The organism is Jiella soli (assembly GCF_020615385.1).
In the GTDB taxonomy this organism is placed as follows: domain Bacteria; phylum Pseudomonadota; class Alphaproteobacteria; order Rhizobiales; family Rhizobiaceae; genus VKMB-3413.
The window spans coordinates 141,186-156,182 of record NZ_JAJAVB010000004.1 but is presented as its reverse complement, the minus strand read 5'-3'; the positions used below and the strand labels follow the sequence as shown (position 1 = coordinate 156,182).

Annotated in this window: 15 protein-coding genes; 7 read left to right on the top strand and 8 right to left on the bottom strand. The window is 67.3% G+C overall.

Annotated elements, in window-relative coordinates:
- Positions 1-51: 51 nt before the first annotated feature.
- The 4 genes from LH400_RS04200 to LH400_RS04185 form a co-directional block, all read right to left on the bottom strand.
- Positions 52-2,337 carry a chemotaxis protein CheA gene (locus LH400_RS04200; RefSeq protein ID WP_229151421.1) on the bottom strand — a complete coding sequence of 762 codons (2,286 nt, stop codon included), beginning with the start codon at positions 2,335-2,337 and terminating at the stop codon, positions 52-54.
- An 88-nt stretch (positions 2,338-2,425) separates the two neighbouring features.
- On the bottom strand, positions 2,426-2,797 hold the full coding sequence (locus LH400_RS04195) for a response regulator (RefSeq protein ID WP_229151420.1): 372 nt from the start codon (positions 2,795-2,797) through the stop codon (positions 2,426-2,428).
- Positions 2,794-3,078 carry an STAS domain-containing protein gene (locus LH400_RS04190; RefSeq protein ID WP_229151419.1) on the bottom strand — a complete coding sequence of 95 codons (285 nt, stop codon included), beginning with the start codon at positions 3,076-3,078 and terminating at the stop codon, positions 2,794-2,796. The genes LH400_RS04195 and LH400_RS04190 overlap by 4 nt, the downstream gene beginning before the upstream one ends.
- 17 nt (positions 3,079-3,095) lie before the next feature.
- Entirely contained in the window at positions 3,096-5,036 is a 1,941-nt protein-coding gene (locus LH400_RS04185) for a methyl-accepting chemotaxis protein (RefSeq protein ID WP_229151418.1), read from the bottom strand.
- Between the two features lie 475 nt (positions 5,037-5,511).
- Here LH400_RS04185 and LH400_RS04180 point away from each other — a divergent pair, with 475 nt between their 5' ends.
- From LH400_RS04180 to LH400_RS04155, 6 genes are all read left to right on the top strand, one after another.
- Complete coding sequence (locus LH400_RS04180) at positions 5,512-6,480, top strand: ribokinase (RefSeq protein WP_229151417.1); 969 nt, start codon at positions 5,512-5,514, stop codon at positions 6,478-6,480.
- 78 nt (positions 6,481-6,558) lie between these two features.
- Complete coding sequence (locus LH400_RS04175) at positions 6,559-6,948, top strand: winged helix-turn-helix domain-containing protein (protein WP_229151416.1); 390 nt, start codon at positions 6,559-6,561, stop codon at positions 6,946-6,948.
- A 74-nt stretch (positions 6,949-7,022) separates the two neighbouring features.
- A complete protein-coding gene (gene modA, locus LH400_RS04170) occupies positions 7,023-7,778 on the top strand; it encodes a molybdate ABC transporter substrate-binding protein (RefSeq protein ID WP_370638326.1) in 756 nt (251 codons plus the stop codon).
- Positions 7,779-7,785: 7 nt separating this feature from the next.
- A complete protein-coding gene (modB, locus tag LH400_RS04165) occupies positions 7,786-8,457 on the top strand; it encodes a molybdate ABC transporter permease subunit (RefSeq protein WP_229151415.1) in 672 nt (223 codons plus the stop codon).
- On the top strand, positions 8,454-9,584 hold the full coding sequence (modC, locus tag LH400_RS04160; RefSeq protein WP_229151414.1) for a molybdenum ABC transporter ATP-binding protein: 1,131 nt from the start codon (positions 8,454-8,456) through the stop codon (positions 9,582-9,584). Before modB ends, modC begins: the two co-directional genes overlap by 4 nt.
- Before the next feature lie 114 nt (positions 9,585-9,698).
- Complete coding sequence (locus LH400_RS04155; RefSeq protein WP_229151413.1) at positions 9,699-10,238, top strand: cytochrome b; 540 nt, start codon at positions 9,699-9,701, stop codon at positions 10,236-10,238.
- 54 nt (positions 10,239-10,292) lie between these two features.
- On the opposite strand, the gene LH400_RS04150 is transcribed toward LH400_RS04155, so the two are convergent.
- From LH400_RS04150 to LH400_RS04135, 4 genes are read right to left on the bottom strand one after another with little or no spacing between them, the layout of a single operon-like run.
- Positions 10,293-11,078, bottom strand: a complete 786-nt coding sequence (locus tag LH400_RS04150) for a class I SAM-dependent methyltransferase (RefSeq protein ID WP_229151412.1) — start codon at positions 11,076-11,078, stop codon at positions 10,293-10,295.
- The gene (locus LH400_RS04145; RefSeq protein ID WP_229151411.1) at positions 11,075-12,130 is read right to left on the bottom strand and encodes a glycosyltransferase family 4 protein; all 1,056 of its coding nucleotides are present in this window, start codon (positions 12,128-12,130) and stop codon (positions 11,075-11,077) included. The genes LH400_RS04150 and LH400_RS04145 overlap by 4 nt, the downstream gene beginning before the upstream one ends.
- Positions 12,127-12,525, bottom strand: a complete 399-nt coding sequence (locus LH400_RS04140) for a 6-pyruvoyl trahydropterin synthase family protein (protein ID WP_229151410.1) — start codon at positions 12,523-12,525, stop codon at positions 12,127-12,129. Before LH400_RS04140 ends, LH400_RS04145 begins: the two co-directional genes overlap by 4 nt.
- 17 nt (positions 12,526-12,542) lie before the next feature.
- The gene (locus tag LH400_RS04135; RefSeq protein ID WP_229151409.1) at positions 12,543-13,511 is read right to left on the bottom strand and encodes a zinc-dependent alcohol dehydrogenase; all 969 of its coding nucleotides are present in this window, start codon (positions 13,509-13,511) and stop codon (positions 12,543-12,545) included.
- A 343-nt stretch (positions 13,512-13,854) separates the two neighbouring features.
- Here LH400_RS04135 and ribA point away from each other — a divergent pair, with 343 nt between their 5' ends.
- Positions 13,855-14,982, top strand: a complete 1,128-nt coding sequence (ribA, locus tag LH400_RS04130; RefSeq protein ID WP_229151408.1) for a GTP cyclohydrolase II RibA — start codon at positions 13,855-13,857, stop codon at positions 14,980-14,982.
- The last annotated feature ends 15 nt before the right edge of the window (positions 14,983-14,997 follow it).

Sequence of the window (14,997 nt, the reverse complement as noted above, 5' to 3'; positions counted from 1 at the left end):
TACGGTTATCGTTCACTGGAGGCGTTGCCACCGGTTGCGTCGTCATGACGATTACTCCGCTGCGTGCTGCATACCGTTGTTGAAGAAGTTGCCCTCGACCCGAGACGTCGCGACCACTGCGTCGACGTCGAGGATCAGGGCCACGCGGCCGTCGCCGAGGATGGTCGCAGCCGCGATGCCGGGCACGCGTCCGTAGTTCGCCTCGAGGCTCTTGATGACGACCTGGCGCTGACCCTGGATGGCGTCGACGAGGAGCGCCGAGCGGGCGCCGTTCTCGGCCTCGACCAGGATGGCGACGCCCGCCGTTGCGGAGGCCGGCTCGTAGGAATAGCCGAGCTCGCGGGCAACGTCGACGAGCGGCAGGAAGGCGTCGCGAACCTGGATCAGCCTCGCGTCGCCGCCGAAGTTCTTTACCTCGCTCGGCTTCGGCTGCAGGGTCTCGATGATCGCCGTCAGCGGCACCACGACGGTCTGCTGACCGACCGAGACGATCATGCCGTCGAGAACCGCCAGCGTCAGCGGCAGGCTCATCGTGAAGGTCGACCCCTTGCCGGGCTTGGAGGAGATCGAGACTCGCCCGCCGAGCGCCTGGATCGAGCGCTTGACGACGTCCATGCCGACGCCGCGGCCCGACAGTTCGGAGATCTTGTCGGCGGTCGAGAAGCCCGGCATGAAGATCAGATTGTCGATCTCCTCGTCCGAAAGATTGGCATCCTGCGGCACGAGGCCCTTCTTGATGCCGATCTCCTTGACCTTCTTGCGGTTGATGCCAGCGCCGTCGTCGGAGATCTCGATCACGATGCGGCCGGAGCGGTGCATCGCCGCGACCCTGACCGTGCCCTCCTCCGCCTTGCCGGCCTCGAGCCGCGCCTCGGGCTTTTCCAGGCCGTGGTCGATCGCATTGCGGATCATGTGGGTGAGCGGGTCGGCGAGACGCTCGATCACAGTCTTGTCGACCTCGGTCCATTCACCCTCGGTGACGAGGCGCACGGTCTTGCCGGAGATGTCGGCAACCTCGCGCACCAGCCGCGGCAGGCGCTGGAACACCGACTTCACTGGCTGCGCGCGGATCGCCATGACACTGTCCTGGATCTCGCGGGTAAGCTGTTCCAGCTCGTCGAGCCCGACGGCGACCTCGGAGGCGCGGGCCAGCCCCGCCTGATAGGCGCGCTGCGACAGCATGACCTGGTGGATCACCAGCTCGCCGACGAGGTCGATCAGCCGGTCGACGCGCTCGAGATCGACGCGGATCGTCTGCGACGGGCTGCCGCCTGCCTGGCCGCCCTTGGCATCGCCGGCGTCACCCTTGCCGGCGGCAGCGTCGCCCGCCGCCGGAGCGGGTGCGGCGGGCTTGGCGGGCGCGGCAGGCTTGGCGGCCACAGGTTCCGCCGGCTTGGCTGCGACCGGCTCGCTGGCGGCCTCTACGGGCTCGGGAGTGGCCTCCGCCTCGTCGGCGGGCGACTCCTCGGTGCTCGTCATCCGGGCCAGAAGCTCGGCGATGTCCGGATCGACACCCTCGAGGTCGAGTTCGAGAGGCCCGCTCTCGGGGATGATCCGCTCGATCGTCAGGTCGCTGTCCCATTCGACGAATTCGAAGACTTCGCGGACCTTGTCCTCGCCATGCTCCGTCGACAGGTTTATCTCGAAGGTCAGATAGGCGCCTTCCGGATCGAGGTTGCCGAGAAGCGGCACCTCGTCCGTGTGGCAGACGATCGTGGCTTCGCCGAGCTCGATCACGTCGCGCAGAACGCGTGTCGCCTCATTGGCCTTGGCGTACATCCGCGTTTGCGGCTTGAAGACGATCCGGAAATTGTTCTCGCCGGCGGAGCCGCCGAGAAGGTCGTCCAGGTCGACCGCGATCGGCGTGAAATCGAGATCGCCCATGCCGTCGTCATATTCGGGCCCGGAGGCGCTCGGGGTGCTACCGCCGGCGGAGGGCGCCTCGCCCTTGGCCTCGGCGACCAGCGCCTTCAGCTCGTCGGCAAGCCCCGCATTCTTCTCCGCATCCGTCTTGCCGCCATCGCGTGCGGCAGTGACGAGATCGGCAAGCGCGTCTGCCGAGCGCAGCATGATCTTGATCACGCGGTCGCTGGCCGGCAGCCTGTTGGAGCGCAGCTCGTCGAGGGTGGTTTCGAAGATGTGTGCGAAGTGGACAAGCTCGTCGAGGGAGAACGCGCCGGCGCCGCCCTTGATCGAATGCACTGCCCGAAACACCGCATTTACGGTATCGGAGTCCGCTTCGCCGTTCTCGATGGCGAGCAGTCCCGCTTCCAGATCGGCAAGCTGCTCGGCGCATTCCTCAAAGAAGGTCTGCCGAATTTCCGCCATCGCGTCCATGATGTAATCCTATCCCCACCCTCGACCCGGCATAGAACGGCCGGTATGTTGCCCTGAGCTTGCCCGCCATGGGCGACGGGCGGCCTTGCTACGCGGCGACCCGGTTGATCGCGTCCACCAGTTTGGTCGGATCGAACGGCTTTACGATCCATCCGGTCGCGCCAGCCTGTCGTGCCCGCTGCTTCTTCTCCGCGTCGCTCTCCGTGGTCAGCACCAGGATCGGAATTGCGCGTCGCTCGGGATTGCCGCGGACCTGCTCGATGAACTGAAATCCGTCCATGCGGGGCATGTTGATGTCGGTGATGATCACGTCCGGCTCGACGTCCATCCCTTGCAACACCTCGATGCCATGCTGCCCGTCTTCGGCCTGCACCACGGTGAAGCCTGACGTCGACAAAGTCGCGCGCAGCATTTCGCGCATGGTGCGCGAGTCATCGATCGTCAGAATCGTGCGTTTCATTGTGCGATGTCCTTTTCCATCACGGTTTCGGGCGAGAGCCCCAGGAGTTTCAGTCCGGCGCAAAAGGCGTCGGAAGGATTTGCGATCGCGAGCGGGGTCATGTCGTCTTTCCAGGTGGCCGCCGCCGAGAGCAGGATCTGGACGCATTGCGTACCGACCCGTTCGACCTTCGATGCATCGATCACCACGTTCTGGCCCCGCAGCCCGAGGAACTTTTCGGCCAGCGGCCCCGTCGCCTTCAGGTCGAGCACGGCGGGCAGCTCAAAGGTGGTGGCGTCCATGTTTGCACTCCTAGCCATTAAAATTCTTCCCAGCTCTCTTGCGAATTTTCCCCGATCGCCGCAGCGGCGGCGCCGCCCCTGCCGACCGTCCGCATCTGAACGCGCGGAGCAGATCGCGTGGATTGGGTGGCGTTATCGGCCGGGCGACCCTGCACCGCTCCGCGTGACGCCATAAGAACAGCCGAGGTCTTAAAATTCGACATAGCTGCCGCGAGCTCGTTCGTTTCTTTGGAGAGATTCTGAGCGGCCGCCGTCGACTGTTCGACCATGGCCGCATTCTGCTGCGTCACCTTGTCCATCTGGTCGGCGGCGGTCGAAACCTCGCGCAGGCTCGTCGCCTGCTCACGAGCGGAGGTCGCAATGGTGGCGATCACCTCGGTCATCGAGGAGACTTCTGCGACGATCTCATCGAGCGACTTGCCGGAGGCGGTGACGAGGTCGACGCCCTGACCGACCTGCTCGCTGGAGGCCTGGATCAGGCCCTTGATCTCCTTGGCGGCCTCGGCCGAGCGCTGGGCGAGCCCGCGCACTTCCTGGGCGACGACGGCAAAGCCCTTGCCCGCCTCGCCGGCCCGCGCCGCCTCGACCCCGGCATTCAGCGCCAGGAGGTTGGTCTGGAAGGCGATTTCGTCGATCACGCCGATGATCTGCGAGATCTGGTTGGACGAGGCCTCGATCTGGCCCATCGCATCGACCGCCTTCTGGACGATCGCACCGCCCTTTTCGGCCTTCTGGCGCGCCGAGGTCGCGACCTTCTGGGCGTTGCCGGCGCCGTCGGCCGTGCGGTTGACCACCGTTGTCACCTCGCCGAGCGCGGCGACGGTCTCTTCCAGGCTCGCCGCCTGCTGCTCGGTGCGATGAGCGAGATCGTTGGAGGCGGTGGTGATCTCTCCCAGGCCGCCGCGGATCGAGCCGATTGCTCGAAGGACATGTCCGATGGCGCCCTCCAGCGATTCGACGCTGACATTGAACTTGGCCCGGATCGGCTCGAATTCCGGTGCGACCTGATCGGCCATGCGCACCGTGAGATCTCCCGCTGCCAGGCGTTCGAACCCAACCTCGACCATGCCGACGAAGGCCTTCAGATCCTCGGCCTTGGCGTTGTCGAGCGCGGCCTGGCGCTGCTTGGCTTGGTCGCGGTTGATGCGCGCGGCCTCGGCCTCCTCGGCCAGCCGGTCGCGTTCGATCGCGGCCTCCTTGAAGGTCACGACAGCCGCGGCCATCTCACCGACCTCATCACCGCGATCCGCCCCCGGCACGTCGACCGTCTTGTCGCCGGAGGCCAGGCGACGCATCGCACCCGTCATCTCGCTGATCGGCCTGGCGATGCCGCGCGACAACAGCCATCCCAGAGAAATCGCGGCCAGGACCAGGAAGCTCATCCCGAGGCCGACTGCCCACTTGGCGGCCCGGATCGCCGCATTCTCTTCGACGGCCGTTGCCTTGATCTGCGCCATCTCGCCGTCGCGCAGTTCGTCGAGGATCGTTTCGATTGGTTCGATGAATTCGTCGGCCTTTCCGGAATTGAAGATGGCAAGCGCCTGCGGGTAGGTCGCGTCGTTGCGGGCATTGGCGATCACCGGATCGGCGATTTCAGCCTGCCACGCCTTCATCGCGGTTTCGGCCTGGGCCGCCTTGGATGTGAAGACCGGACCGGCGAGGCTGCGAAGCTCGTCCATCGCCTTTTCGAAGCTGGCGTAATGTTCCTTGACCCGCTTCGCGAAGTATTCGTCGCGCGTGATCATGAAGCCGCGCATCGAGTTCTCCTGACGTGCCACCGTGAAGCGCGCAGCAACGGCAGCATTGCCGAGATCGACATGATGATTCTTGTTGTGCGCGGCAACGTCGAGCCGGTTCATCGACCAGAGCAGAACGCCACCCATCGCGGCAGCACCGAGCGTCATTACCAGGAAGGCAGCACCAATCTTCCGGGACAACTTCAGGTCTGCGAATTTCATCGACATCTTTCCCCTCTCGACGTCTAAATCTTTAGTGACCGGCAGCGCACCCTAGACGCAACTCGTTAAACGGCAGTTATTTTTGAGATTTAATCTCGTGAAAGGTCATAGAAAACAACATACCGCCGGCTTATAATCAGAATAACTAGCGGGTAGTTCTTACGGCGTCTTTCCATAAGTTTGACTTATGTTATCCTGACTTGCTGCCAGGACCTTACGCAGCGAATCGTTAGCAAGTCGTTTACCCTGTTCGGGAAGCCGGTGGCGGCGCTGCGCGACAGGCAGGCACTGGTGCGGGTGATCCACAGACGGCCCGCCCGCGAAACGCGGGACGCAGCCTGCATGCGGCATTATGCAAAATCCGGCCGCCCCGGACTTGAGCGTCCGGCGCGATTGGCGGACAACTCGCTGCGGCGGGCTCGGACCATGGACATGGCTGCCTCCGTCAGCAAACCGACGAATGCGCGAGACCGTCATGAGCGAGATTTCCGGTAGCAGTCCGCCGAACGAGACGACCGTCCTCGTCTTCGGATCGGCCAATGTCGATCTCATCTGCAGGGTTCGCTCGATCGCGAGACCCGGCGAAACCGTCCTTGCGCCACGCTACGAGCAGCTCTTCGGCGGCAAGGGCGCCAACCAGGCCGTCGCCGCGGCGCGGGCGCTCGGGCAAAGCGGCCTTGTCGCGCTTGCCGCCGCCGTCGGAGAGGACGAATTCGGCACCGGGATAAGACAAGCCCTCGCCGCCGAAGGCATCGATCTCTCCGATCTGCAGATAGCCGCCGAGCCGACCGGATGCGCCTTCATCAGCATCGATCGCAGCGGCGAGAACGCCATCACCGTGGCGAGCGGCGCAAACGGGCTCCTGAAGGCGGCCGCCGTCTCCCCTGCCCGCTTCGGGGCGAAGGTGCTGGTCCTCCAGATGGAGACGCCGCTTTCGGAAAATCTCGCTGCGGCAGACGCCGTGCGCGCGGCCGGCGGGATCGTGGTCGTCAATCTGGCGCCCGTGCCGGCCGACCTCGGCGAGGCCGACCTGTCGCATCTGCTTGCCGCCAGCGATGTCCTGATCGTCAACGAAAGCGAGCTGACGGCCGCCGCGATGCTGTGCGGCGTCGGCGGAAAGGAGCCGGCGGCGAGCGCGGAAAACCTCGCCCGCCACGCCGACGTCACGGTGATCGCCACGCTCGGGTCCAAGGGTGCCATCCTCGTGTCCGCGGGCGAGACTGCCGAGCCCGTTCCCGCCTGCCCGGTCGAGGTCATCGACACGACCGGCGCGGGCGACACCTTCGTCGGGGTCTTCGCGGCGGCTCTGTCGCAAGGTCTTGCAGCCCCGCAGGCCGCGAGGCGGGCGGCCGTCGCCGCGTCTCTCGCCTGTCGCAAGGTCGGTGCCCAGACCGCGATGCCGAGCGCGGCGGAAATCGACGAAGCGCTGCGGGAAATCCGATGATCTGTCGCCGGCACGGCGCCGCCGCTCGCCAGATCCCGCGGGCGCCCTCGTCTCCCGCTCGCCCCGCTTCGCTCTGACATGGCGGAGACGACAGTACCGTCGCCGCCCGCCCTCGGCCATCTGCGCGTCAGCCTCGATGGCCGCACCAGCATCGGGCCGGGCAAGGCGAACCTTCTGGAGGCGATCGGCGAGACCGGCTCGATCGCGGCCGCGGGGCGCCGGCTGAAGATGAGCTACAAGCGCGCCTGGAGCCTCGTCGATGATCTCAATGCGGCCTTCCGGGAGCCGCTCGTCGCCTCCTCGCGCGGCGGTAGCGCCGGAGGCGGCGCGGTCCTGACGCCGGCGGGGGAACGCGTCCTGGCGGCCTACCGGGCGATGCAGGCGGCAGCCGAACGCGCCATCGCGCAAGAAGCGGCGGATTTGCGGGGACTTCTCGCGGATCCGACGCAAAGCGATGTGTCCAAATGAAAATAACGTTTGCAGGCTTGCCAAACGCCAGAGTACGATATGTATCATCAAACATATCGACTTGGAGGATCCGCTTGCCCCTCGCGAACCGCCTCGCCGCCGCCTGCGGCTTTGCCCTCGCCGCCGTCATACCCCTGTCGGCGCATGCCGCCTCGACCTCGGTCGCCGTCGCCGCGAATTTCACCGAGGCCGCCAAGGAGATCGCCGAGGCCTTCCATGAGAAGACCGGCGACACGGCGGAGCTCAGCTTCGGCTCGACCGGCACGCTCTACGCCCAGATCTCGCAGGCCGCGCCCTTCGACGTGTTTCTCGCCGCCGACGACGTACGCCCGGAAAAGGCGGTGACTGAAGGCTATGGCGTGAAGGGCACGACCTTCACCTACGCCATCGGCAAGATCGTCCTCTATTCCGCCGATCCCGAACTGGTGATGGGCGAGGCGACCCTCGAGAAGGGCGCCTTCGACAGGATCGCCATCGCCAATCCGAAGACCGCCCCCTATGGCGCGGCGGCCATCGAGGCGATGCGGGCGCTGAACGTCTATGACGAGCTCCAGCCGAAGATCGTCCAGGGAACCAATATCGCCCAGACCCACCAGTTCGTGATGACCGGCAATGCCGAGCTCGGATTCGTCGCACTGTCACAGGTCGCCGGAACCGAGGCCGGCTCGCGCTGGGAGGTTCCGGCTGACCTCTATCGGCCGATCCGCCAGGATGCCGTGCTCCTGAAGACCGGCGCGGACAATGAGGCCGCACAAGCCTTCATCGACTTTCTCAAGGGGCCGGAGGCTGGCAAGATCATCGCCAGATACGGCTACGGGACGGGAAGCTGACGCAAGCGTGCTCCAGCTCGGGGACATCATCACACCGGTCCGGCTGACGCTGGAGTTGGCGACGACGACGACGCTGATCCTGCTCGTCGTCGGAACCCCGCTCGCCTGGTGGCTAGCGCGCTCGAAGTCCTTGTGGAGCGAGGTGGTCGGTACGCTGGTCGCCCTTCCGCTCGTCCTGCCGCCGACCGTGCTCGGCTTCTACCTCCTGATCGCCCTCGGTCCGGAGGGCCTCGGCGGGTTTCTCGGCGTCAGGACCCTCGCCTTCTCCTTCGAGGGCCTGGTCATCGGCTCGGTCGTTTACTCGCTGCCCTTCGTCGTGCAGCCGGTCCGCAACGCCTTCGAGGCGATCGGCGACCGTCCGCTGGAAGTCGCGGCCACCTTGCGGGCCGCGCCGCTCGACCGGTTCGCCACCGTCGCCCTGCCGCTCGCGCGCTCGGGCTTTCTCACCGGCGCCGTTCTCGGCTTTGCCCATACGGTGGGCGAATTCGGCGTCGTCCTGATGATCGGCGGCAATGTGCCGGGCGAGACCAAGGTGCTGTCCGTGGCGATCTACGACTATGTCGAAAGCCTGCAATATGCCGAAGCCCACATCCTGGCCGGCGGCATGCTGGTCTTCTCCTTCCTGATCCTCCTTGCCATGAGCCTGATCGGGCGCCGGCTCGGACAGCTTCGCTCATGAGCGCCCGCGACGGCCTCGCCGAAGACCGCGCGAGCGGCGTTTCCGTCTCGCTCGCCGGAAAACTCGGCGCGTTCTCGATCGACGCCGCCTTCGAGGCGCCGGCCTCGGGCGTCACGGCCCTGTTCGGCCCGTCCGGCTCCGGCAAGACCTCGCTCCTGCGCGCGATCGCGGGCCTCACGCGGCTCACCGGCTTCGTGACCGTCGCCGGAGAGACCTGGCAGGATGCCGGACGCTATCTGCCGCCGCATCGCCGCGCGACCGGCTACGTCTTCCAGGAGGCGAGCCTGTTTCCACATCTGTCCGTGGAGAAGAACCTCACCTTCGGCGCCCGCCGCAGCCCCGGCGGGATCGACCCGGCAGGACTGAACGAGGTCGTGGCCATGCTGGGCCTCGCCCCGCTGCTTTGCCGGGCCACTGCGGCGCTCTCCGGCGGCGAGCGCCAGCGCGTGGCGCTCGGCCGGGCCATCCTGTCGCGGCCGAAGCTTCTCCTGATGGACGAGCCGCTCTCGGCGCTCGACCGGGCGGCGAAGGACGAGATCCTGCCCTATCTCGAACGGCTGAACGCCGGCCTCTCCCTGCCCATCCTCTATGTCAGCCACGACATCTCGGAGGTGGAGCGGCTCGCCGACCGTATCGTCGTCCTCGAAGCGGGGCGGGTGAAGGCGGCGGGCCCGCTGAACGCGGCCCTGACCGATGTGGCGCTCGGTTTCGTGCGCGATCCGCATGCGGCCGCCGTCCTTCCGGCGAAGGTCGTCGGCTTCGACGCCGCCGACGAGCTGGCCGAACTCGACCTCGGCGGCCAGCGGGTCTTCGTCGACGGCAGCGGACCGGACGAGATCGGCAGCATCCGCCGCCTGAGGATCGAGGCGAGCGATGTCAGCCTGACGCGCGAGACGCCCGCGCTGTCGACCATCCTCAACACGCTGCGGGTGAAGATCCTGGCGATCGAGCCGGCCGCCCCGGCCAAGCTGGCGATACTCCTCGCGCTCGACGGCGCCGAGGACTTCACCTTCATGGCGACGGTGACGCGCCGCTCGGCCGGGCTTCTCGCGCTTTCTGCGGGCGACAGGCTGATCGCGCAGATCAAGTCCGTCTCGCTCGCAACGGCTCCGCAGGCCGGCGGATGACGGCCTGCGGGGCGCCCGTTGCGAGCTCCCGACATGCCGCGACCTTCCAACACCCTACCGCCAAGGCGCCGAATCCGCTTTACTAGCCGCCAATGCATCGAGAGCGAGATGACGATGGCCGTTCCCTACGACCACCTATCCGAAAGCTGGCGCTATCCGGTCGCCTCACGGGTGTTCCACTGGCTGGTTGCGCTCCTGGTCCTCATCGTCTGGCCCTTCGGCATGGTGATCGAGTTCGTGAAGGAGGACGTGAAGCTCGACTTCTACTTCATCCACGAATCCTTCGGCTTCCTGATCCTCTGGCTGATGCTGGCGCGGCTGGCTGTCCGGCTCATCAACCCGCCGCCGCCACGCCCTCCCCTGCCCGTCTGGCAGGAGCGGATTGCCGGGCTCAACCACGCCCTCCTCTATGTCGCGCTGATCGCCCAGCCGGTCTTCGGCTTCCTCGCGACCAACGCCTTCGGCTTTCCGCTGGACTGGTTCGGTCTCGTCACCGTCCCGAGCCCGATCGGCAAGTCCGATCTCGCGCCGACGCTGATGTCGGTCCACGTCTTCCTCGGCTGGTCGATCCTGGTCCTCTTCGCCCTGCACATCGCTGGCGTCCTGCACCACCATCTCATCCGCCGCGATCCAATGCTCGAACGCATGCTCTGATACGAGCGAGCAAAGAGGTAGGGAGGGCCGAAGAGCGGCGCGGTCGCTTTGAGGTCAGCCCTTCGGCAGGGCCAGGATGTCGAGATGGCCGATCACGCACCGGCCGGTCGAAACAGACGCAAGGCGCGCGGCGAGCCACGTTTCGACGTCTTCAGGTTCCAGCATCTCCGTCTGCGACACGGCGCTCGCCATGCCCTCGACGAAGGCTGCCTGCAGATCCGCGTCGTCGGGCCCAAGGGTCCACGGACTTTCAGCTGATCTCACGTCGAAGCCGCGCTGCCCGAATGCAGTGGCAAGTTCGGCGCCGGCCCCCGGTCCCAATGCGGGCCCGAGCCCCTTGTCGCCGCGCTGGTGGCGGTTGAAGGCGGCGACCACCGCGATATCGAGCGGATGCGTCTTGCTCCACCGGGCCGTGCCGTCATAGCTGAGGGCTGCGTAGAACCCGGTGCCCTCTGCTGCGAGGCGCTCGGCAAGCGCCGCCACCATCTCCCGGGAGGCAAGGTCAAATAGCGCGGATGCGGTGACGAGCCGCGCTCCGGCGAGCGGGGTGGCGGCGACATCCCGGAGATCCGCCTCCGCCGTTTCGACGGCATCGTTTGCTGCGCGCCGCTTTGCCTCGGCAAGCAGCGCCGGATCGTTGTCGACCAGCCGCCATGAGGCGGCAGGGACTAGCGGCGACAGCGTGCGCAGCGTCGAGCCGGTGCCGCAGCCGAGATCGACGATCAGAGGGTTCGCGACGCTGTTCGCATGGGATGCGGCGGCAGACAGCAGCGCCTGATCCCGCGCCGCCCGGTCCGCCGGCTCGCGCAGCGCCAGCCAGGTCGAGGCGAACGCGCTCATGCCGCCAGCCTTTCGAGGATCTCGGACAGGGCCGCGGCGGACTGCGGCCAGTTCGGCAGTGCCTGGCCCGCCTTGCGGGAGGCGGCGGCCGCGAGGGCGCGTCGCTCGGGATCTGCCAGCAGTCCGCGAAGCGCTGCGGCAAGCCCGGCCGCATCGCCCGGCTTGAAGCGCGCCCCGGCCTCGGCCGGCACGAACTCTTCCGGCGCTCCCTTGGCGCAGGCGACGATGGGGAGCCCGTGCGCCATCGCCTCGGCGAAGACCATGCCGAAGCCTTCATAGTGGCTGGCCAGGACGAAGATCGCGGCCGCCCGATACTCCGCCGCAAGGTCCCGGATCGCGCCGGTGAGTTCGACGCGGGACTGAAGGCCGAGTTCCCCGATCTGCCGCTTCAGCTCAGCGGCCGTCCCGCCGCCCTGGATGTCGCTACCGACGATCCGGCAGTGCCAGTCGAGATCGAGCAGAGCGCCGAGCGCTGCGACCAGCGTCGCATGGTCCTTGCGCGGGATCAGGCTGCCGACGGAAAGGATCAGCGGCGGCCCGTCAGCTGCGGACGTCGGGGAGGACGGGTCCGGCCTGTCCGTGCCGGGAAGGATGACATTCAGTCGATCCTGCGGAACGCCGTAGTCGCGGCGGAGCGTCGCCGCCGTCGCCGGGCTCGTCACCACTACCGCCCGGGCCGCGGTGAGCGCCGCCCGCTCACTCGTCGCCAGATGCTTCGCCGCCGCCTCGGAGATGCCGGTCTCCAGCGCCAGCGGGTGATGGACCAGCGCGACCAGCCGCAGCCGCTTCGCCTCGTGCCGCGCGATCTCCGGCATGGCGCCGAAGGCGAGGCCGTCGACCATCACCAGCGCATCGTCGGGAAGCTTGCCGAACTGGCCGGCGACGCTCGCCATCGCATGGGCGTCGGGCTCGGGAAACTGTCCGGGCAGGCCAAGATGATCGACCTGCCAGCCGAGCGCAGCGAGTTCGGCCATCATGCGCCGGTCATAGGCGTAGCCGCCGCTCGGCGTGGCGAGATCGCCGGGAATGGCAAAGACGAGGCGGCGGCTCACAGCGCCGCCTCGTACCAGGCCCTCGCCACATGCGATTCATGCAGCGTGATGCGCAGCCGGCGGATGCGGCCGCCGCCCTCGCCGAGTTCGCCGGCGGCGATCTTGCCGGCGATCTCCCCGAAGAGGTGCCTTGCCAGGAATTCCGTCGTCGTCACCTTGCCGGCAAACGCCTCGACCTCGTCGAGGTTCTGGTAGTTCAGCGGCTTCAGCACCTCGGCGAGGACTTTCGTCGCAAGCCCGATATCGATGCCGAGGCCGTCCTCGTCGAGTTCCTCGGTGAAGAAAGCGGCGTCGACCACGAAGGTCGCGCCGTGCATGCCTTGCGCCGGCCCGAAGACCGGGCGTTTCAGGCTGTGGGCGATCATCATGTGGTCGCGGACTTCGACGGCGAACATGGGCTGGGTCTCCGGGGTCAGGCGTAGCGGATGCGGTGGCAGAGGGTCGCCGGATCGGCGAGGATTTTTGCGTAGACGGCGGGAAGGTCGCAAAACGCCGTCTCGCCCGAGATCAGGGCGTCGAGCCGCGGATCGGCACAGAGCCGCAACGCCGTCTCGAGGCGCCGGCGATTGTCCCAGCGCGCGCGCCGGTCCGGCGCGATCGAGCCGACCTGCGAGCCGACGATCGAAAGCCGCTGCGAATGAAAGGCGCCGCCAAGCGGCACGATGACGCTGCGGTCGCCATACCAGGAGAGTTCGACGATCCGCCCCTCGAAGCCCGCGGCGGCGATCGCGCTCGCAAGCCCGTCCTCGCTCGCCGAGGCGTTGACGACGACGTCGCAGCCTGACGGCGCAGTTTCGGGGGTCGCAAAGCCGATGCCCAGCCGCTCGGCGAGAGCCGCGCGGTCGGAATTGATGTCGACGAGCACGGTGTCGGTCGCCGGAATGCGTGCCGCAATATAGGCGACGAGCGTCCCGACGAGGCCGCCGCCGATCACCGCCACCCTGTCGCCGGGCGAGATCTGCGCATCCCAGACTGCGTTCAGCGCCGTCTCCATATTGGCGCCGAGCACAGCCCGCTCCGCCGGCACGTCGGCCGGCAGCGGGATCACCGCCTCCGCCGGCACGCGGAACCGATCCTGATGCGGATGGAGGCAGAAGACGGTGCGGCCGGCAAGGTCAGCGGGCCCGTCCAGAACGTCCCCCACGGCCGCATAGCCGTATTTGACCGGAAACGGGAACTCGCCCTCCTGGAACGGCGCGCGCATGCGATCCGCCTCGTCCTTGGGAACGCGCCCGGCGGCAACGAGCGCCTCGGTACCGCGGCTGATCGCCCCGAACCGGTTCGCAATGGTCACTGCCTCGCCCGCCTCGGCGAGCGTCTCGTCTCGAAGCTCGGCACGGCCAACGCCGATCAACCAGAGAGCGCGACATTGTGTCGTCATCGCTGCGGCCATCCGCTTCGCCGGATTGGCGACGGCATCCCCGACCGGCCTCCACAAAAAAGCGGCACAGCCCTGTCAGGAACCGGACGAACGTTCGGAAGGCGTTCCAATTGCTTGCAGTTTCCCAAGAGGTAAAGGGCACCGGGCCGCCCGAGCGACGGCCGTGTCGGCTCCGAAACTGGGTCCGAGCCGCGCGCGGTCAACCGCCTCGCCCGCTGCCGTTCACCTCCCGGCAACAGACTGACGCGCCGCGAGAGCATGGCCATTCGCCGTCTCGCCAATAGATGGAGCAGAACAGTGTTGTTCCGGCCGATCTCGAGCCCGGCAAACGAAGGCGAGTGACGTGAGTGAAATCTTGTCAGAGAAAGAGATGCGGGACGAGCCGGCCTCGGCCGCGATCCGCTGCGAGCGTGCCGCCGCCGAACTGCGCTACGGTCGGCCGCTGCGCGTCCTTTACGGCAACGGCCGGGCGCTCGTCGCCCTGGCGCTCGATACGGTGACGCGGGCGGGCTATGACAGTTTCGCGGCGGCTCTGCGCAATCGCCATCTCCTCTTCCTCACCCCGCCCCGTGCCGGCGTCCTCGGCATCGACGCGCCGCAGGGCGCGCTGGTGCCGCTTGCCGGCGTCAGCCATGAGGACGCCTGCCACACCGGCTATCTGAGGGGCGCCGTCATTCCGCAGACCTGGCGCGCCGGGACGGCGCCTGCGCGCGAGGCGGCGGGCCTTGCGCGGCTTGCCCTGCTTCTGCCGGCGATCGTCGTCGGCGAGATTGAGGCGGACGATCCCGCCTTCGCCGACACCGTGACGATCCGGCCGGGCGACCTTGCCGCGGCGGAAAAGGCGGAGACCGGCCGGTTTTCCGTCGTCGCCGAGACAGACGTGCCGCTGAAGGACATCGGCCTTGCGCGCTTCGTCGTCTTTCGCGGTGGGCTCGCGCAGCGCGACCAGATCGCCATCGTCGTCGGCGATCCGGACCGCTCCAAGGTCGTGCCGGTCAGGGTGCATTCCTCCTGCATCACCGGCGATCTCTTCGGCTCGCTCAAATGCGATTGCGGCGACCAGCTTCGCAATGGCCTGAAAGCGCTGAAGAAGAAGGGCGGCGGCGTCATGCTCTATCTCGACCAGGAAGGTCGCGGCACGGGCATCGCCGCGAAGATGCGGGCCTACGGCCTGCAGGCGCAGGGCCTCGACACGATCGACGCCGATGCCGAACTCGGCTTCGGCGCCGACGAGCGCCGCTACGAGGCGGCCGCGGCGATGCTCTCGGGCCTCGAGATCGCGCGCATCGATCTTCTCACCAACAACCCGCGCAAGATCGCCTTCCTGCGGGCCTGCGGGATCGACGTCGTGGAGCGCACGTCGCTGACCGGAACGGTGACGGCGGAGAACGAGAACTATCTGAGGACCAAGGCAGCCAAGGCCGGCCACATGATCGACATCGCGAGCCTGGCCGCAGGTCCCTCGAGCTGATCCTTCGGCCCGCCC

Excerpts from the sequence above, each read along its gene's own strand:
- LH400_RS04200 (WP_229151421.1), bottom strand. The coding sequence starts at position 2,337 with ATGGACGCGATGGCGGAAATTCGGCAGACCTTCTTTGAGGAATGCGCC.
- LH400_RS04195 (WP_229151420.1), bottom strand. The coding sequence starts at position 2,797 with ATGAAACGCACGATTCTGACGATCGATGACTCGCGCACCATGCGCGAA.
- LH400_RS04190 (WP_229151419.1), bottom strand. The coding sequence starts at position 3,078 with ATGGACGCCACCACCTTTGAGCTGCCCGCCGTGCTCGACCTGAAGGCG.
- LH400_RS04185 (WP_229151418.1), bottom strand. The coding sequence starts at position 5,036 with ATGAAATTCGCAGACCTGAAGTTGTCCCGGAAGATTGGTGCTGCCTTC.
- LH400_RS04180 (WP_229151417.1), top strand. The coding sequence starts at position 5,512 with ATGAGCGAGATTTCCGGTAGCAGTCCGCCGAACGAGACGACCGTCCTC.
- LH400_RS04175 (WP_229151416.1), top strand. The coding sequence starts at position 6,559 with ATGGCGGAGACGACAGTACCGTCGCCGCCCGCCCTCGGCCATCTGCGC.
- modC (WP_229151414.1), top strand. The coding sequence starts at position 8,454 with ATGAGCGCCCGCGACGGCCTCGCCGAAGACCGCGCGAGCGGCGTTTCC.
- LH400_RS04155 (WP_229151413.1), top strand. The coding sequence starts at position 9,699 with ATGGCCGTTCCCTACGACCACCTATCCGAAAGCTGGCGCTATCCGGTC.
- LH400_RS04150 (WP_229151412.1), bottom strand. The coding sequence starts at position 11,078 with ATGAGCGCGTTCGCCTCGACCTGGCTGGCGCTGCGCGAGCCGGCGGAC.
- LH400_RS04140 (WP_229151410.1), bottom strand. The coding sequence starts at position 12,525 with ATGTTCGCCGTCGAAGTCCGCGACCACATGATGATCGCCCACAGCCTG.
- LH400_RS04135 (WP_229151409.1), bottom strand. The coding sequence starts at position 13,511 with ATGACGACACAATGTCGCGCTCTCTGGTTGATCGGCGTTGGCCGTGCC.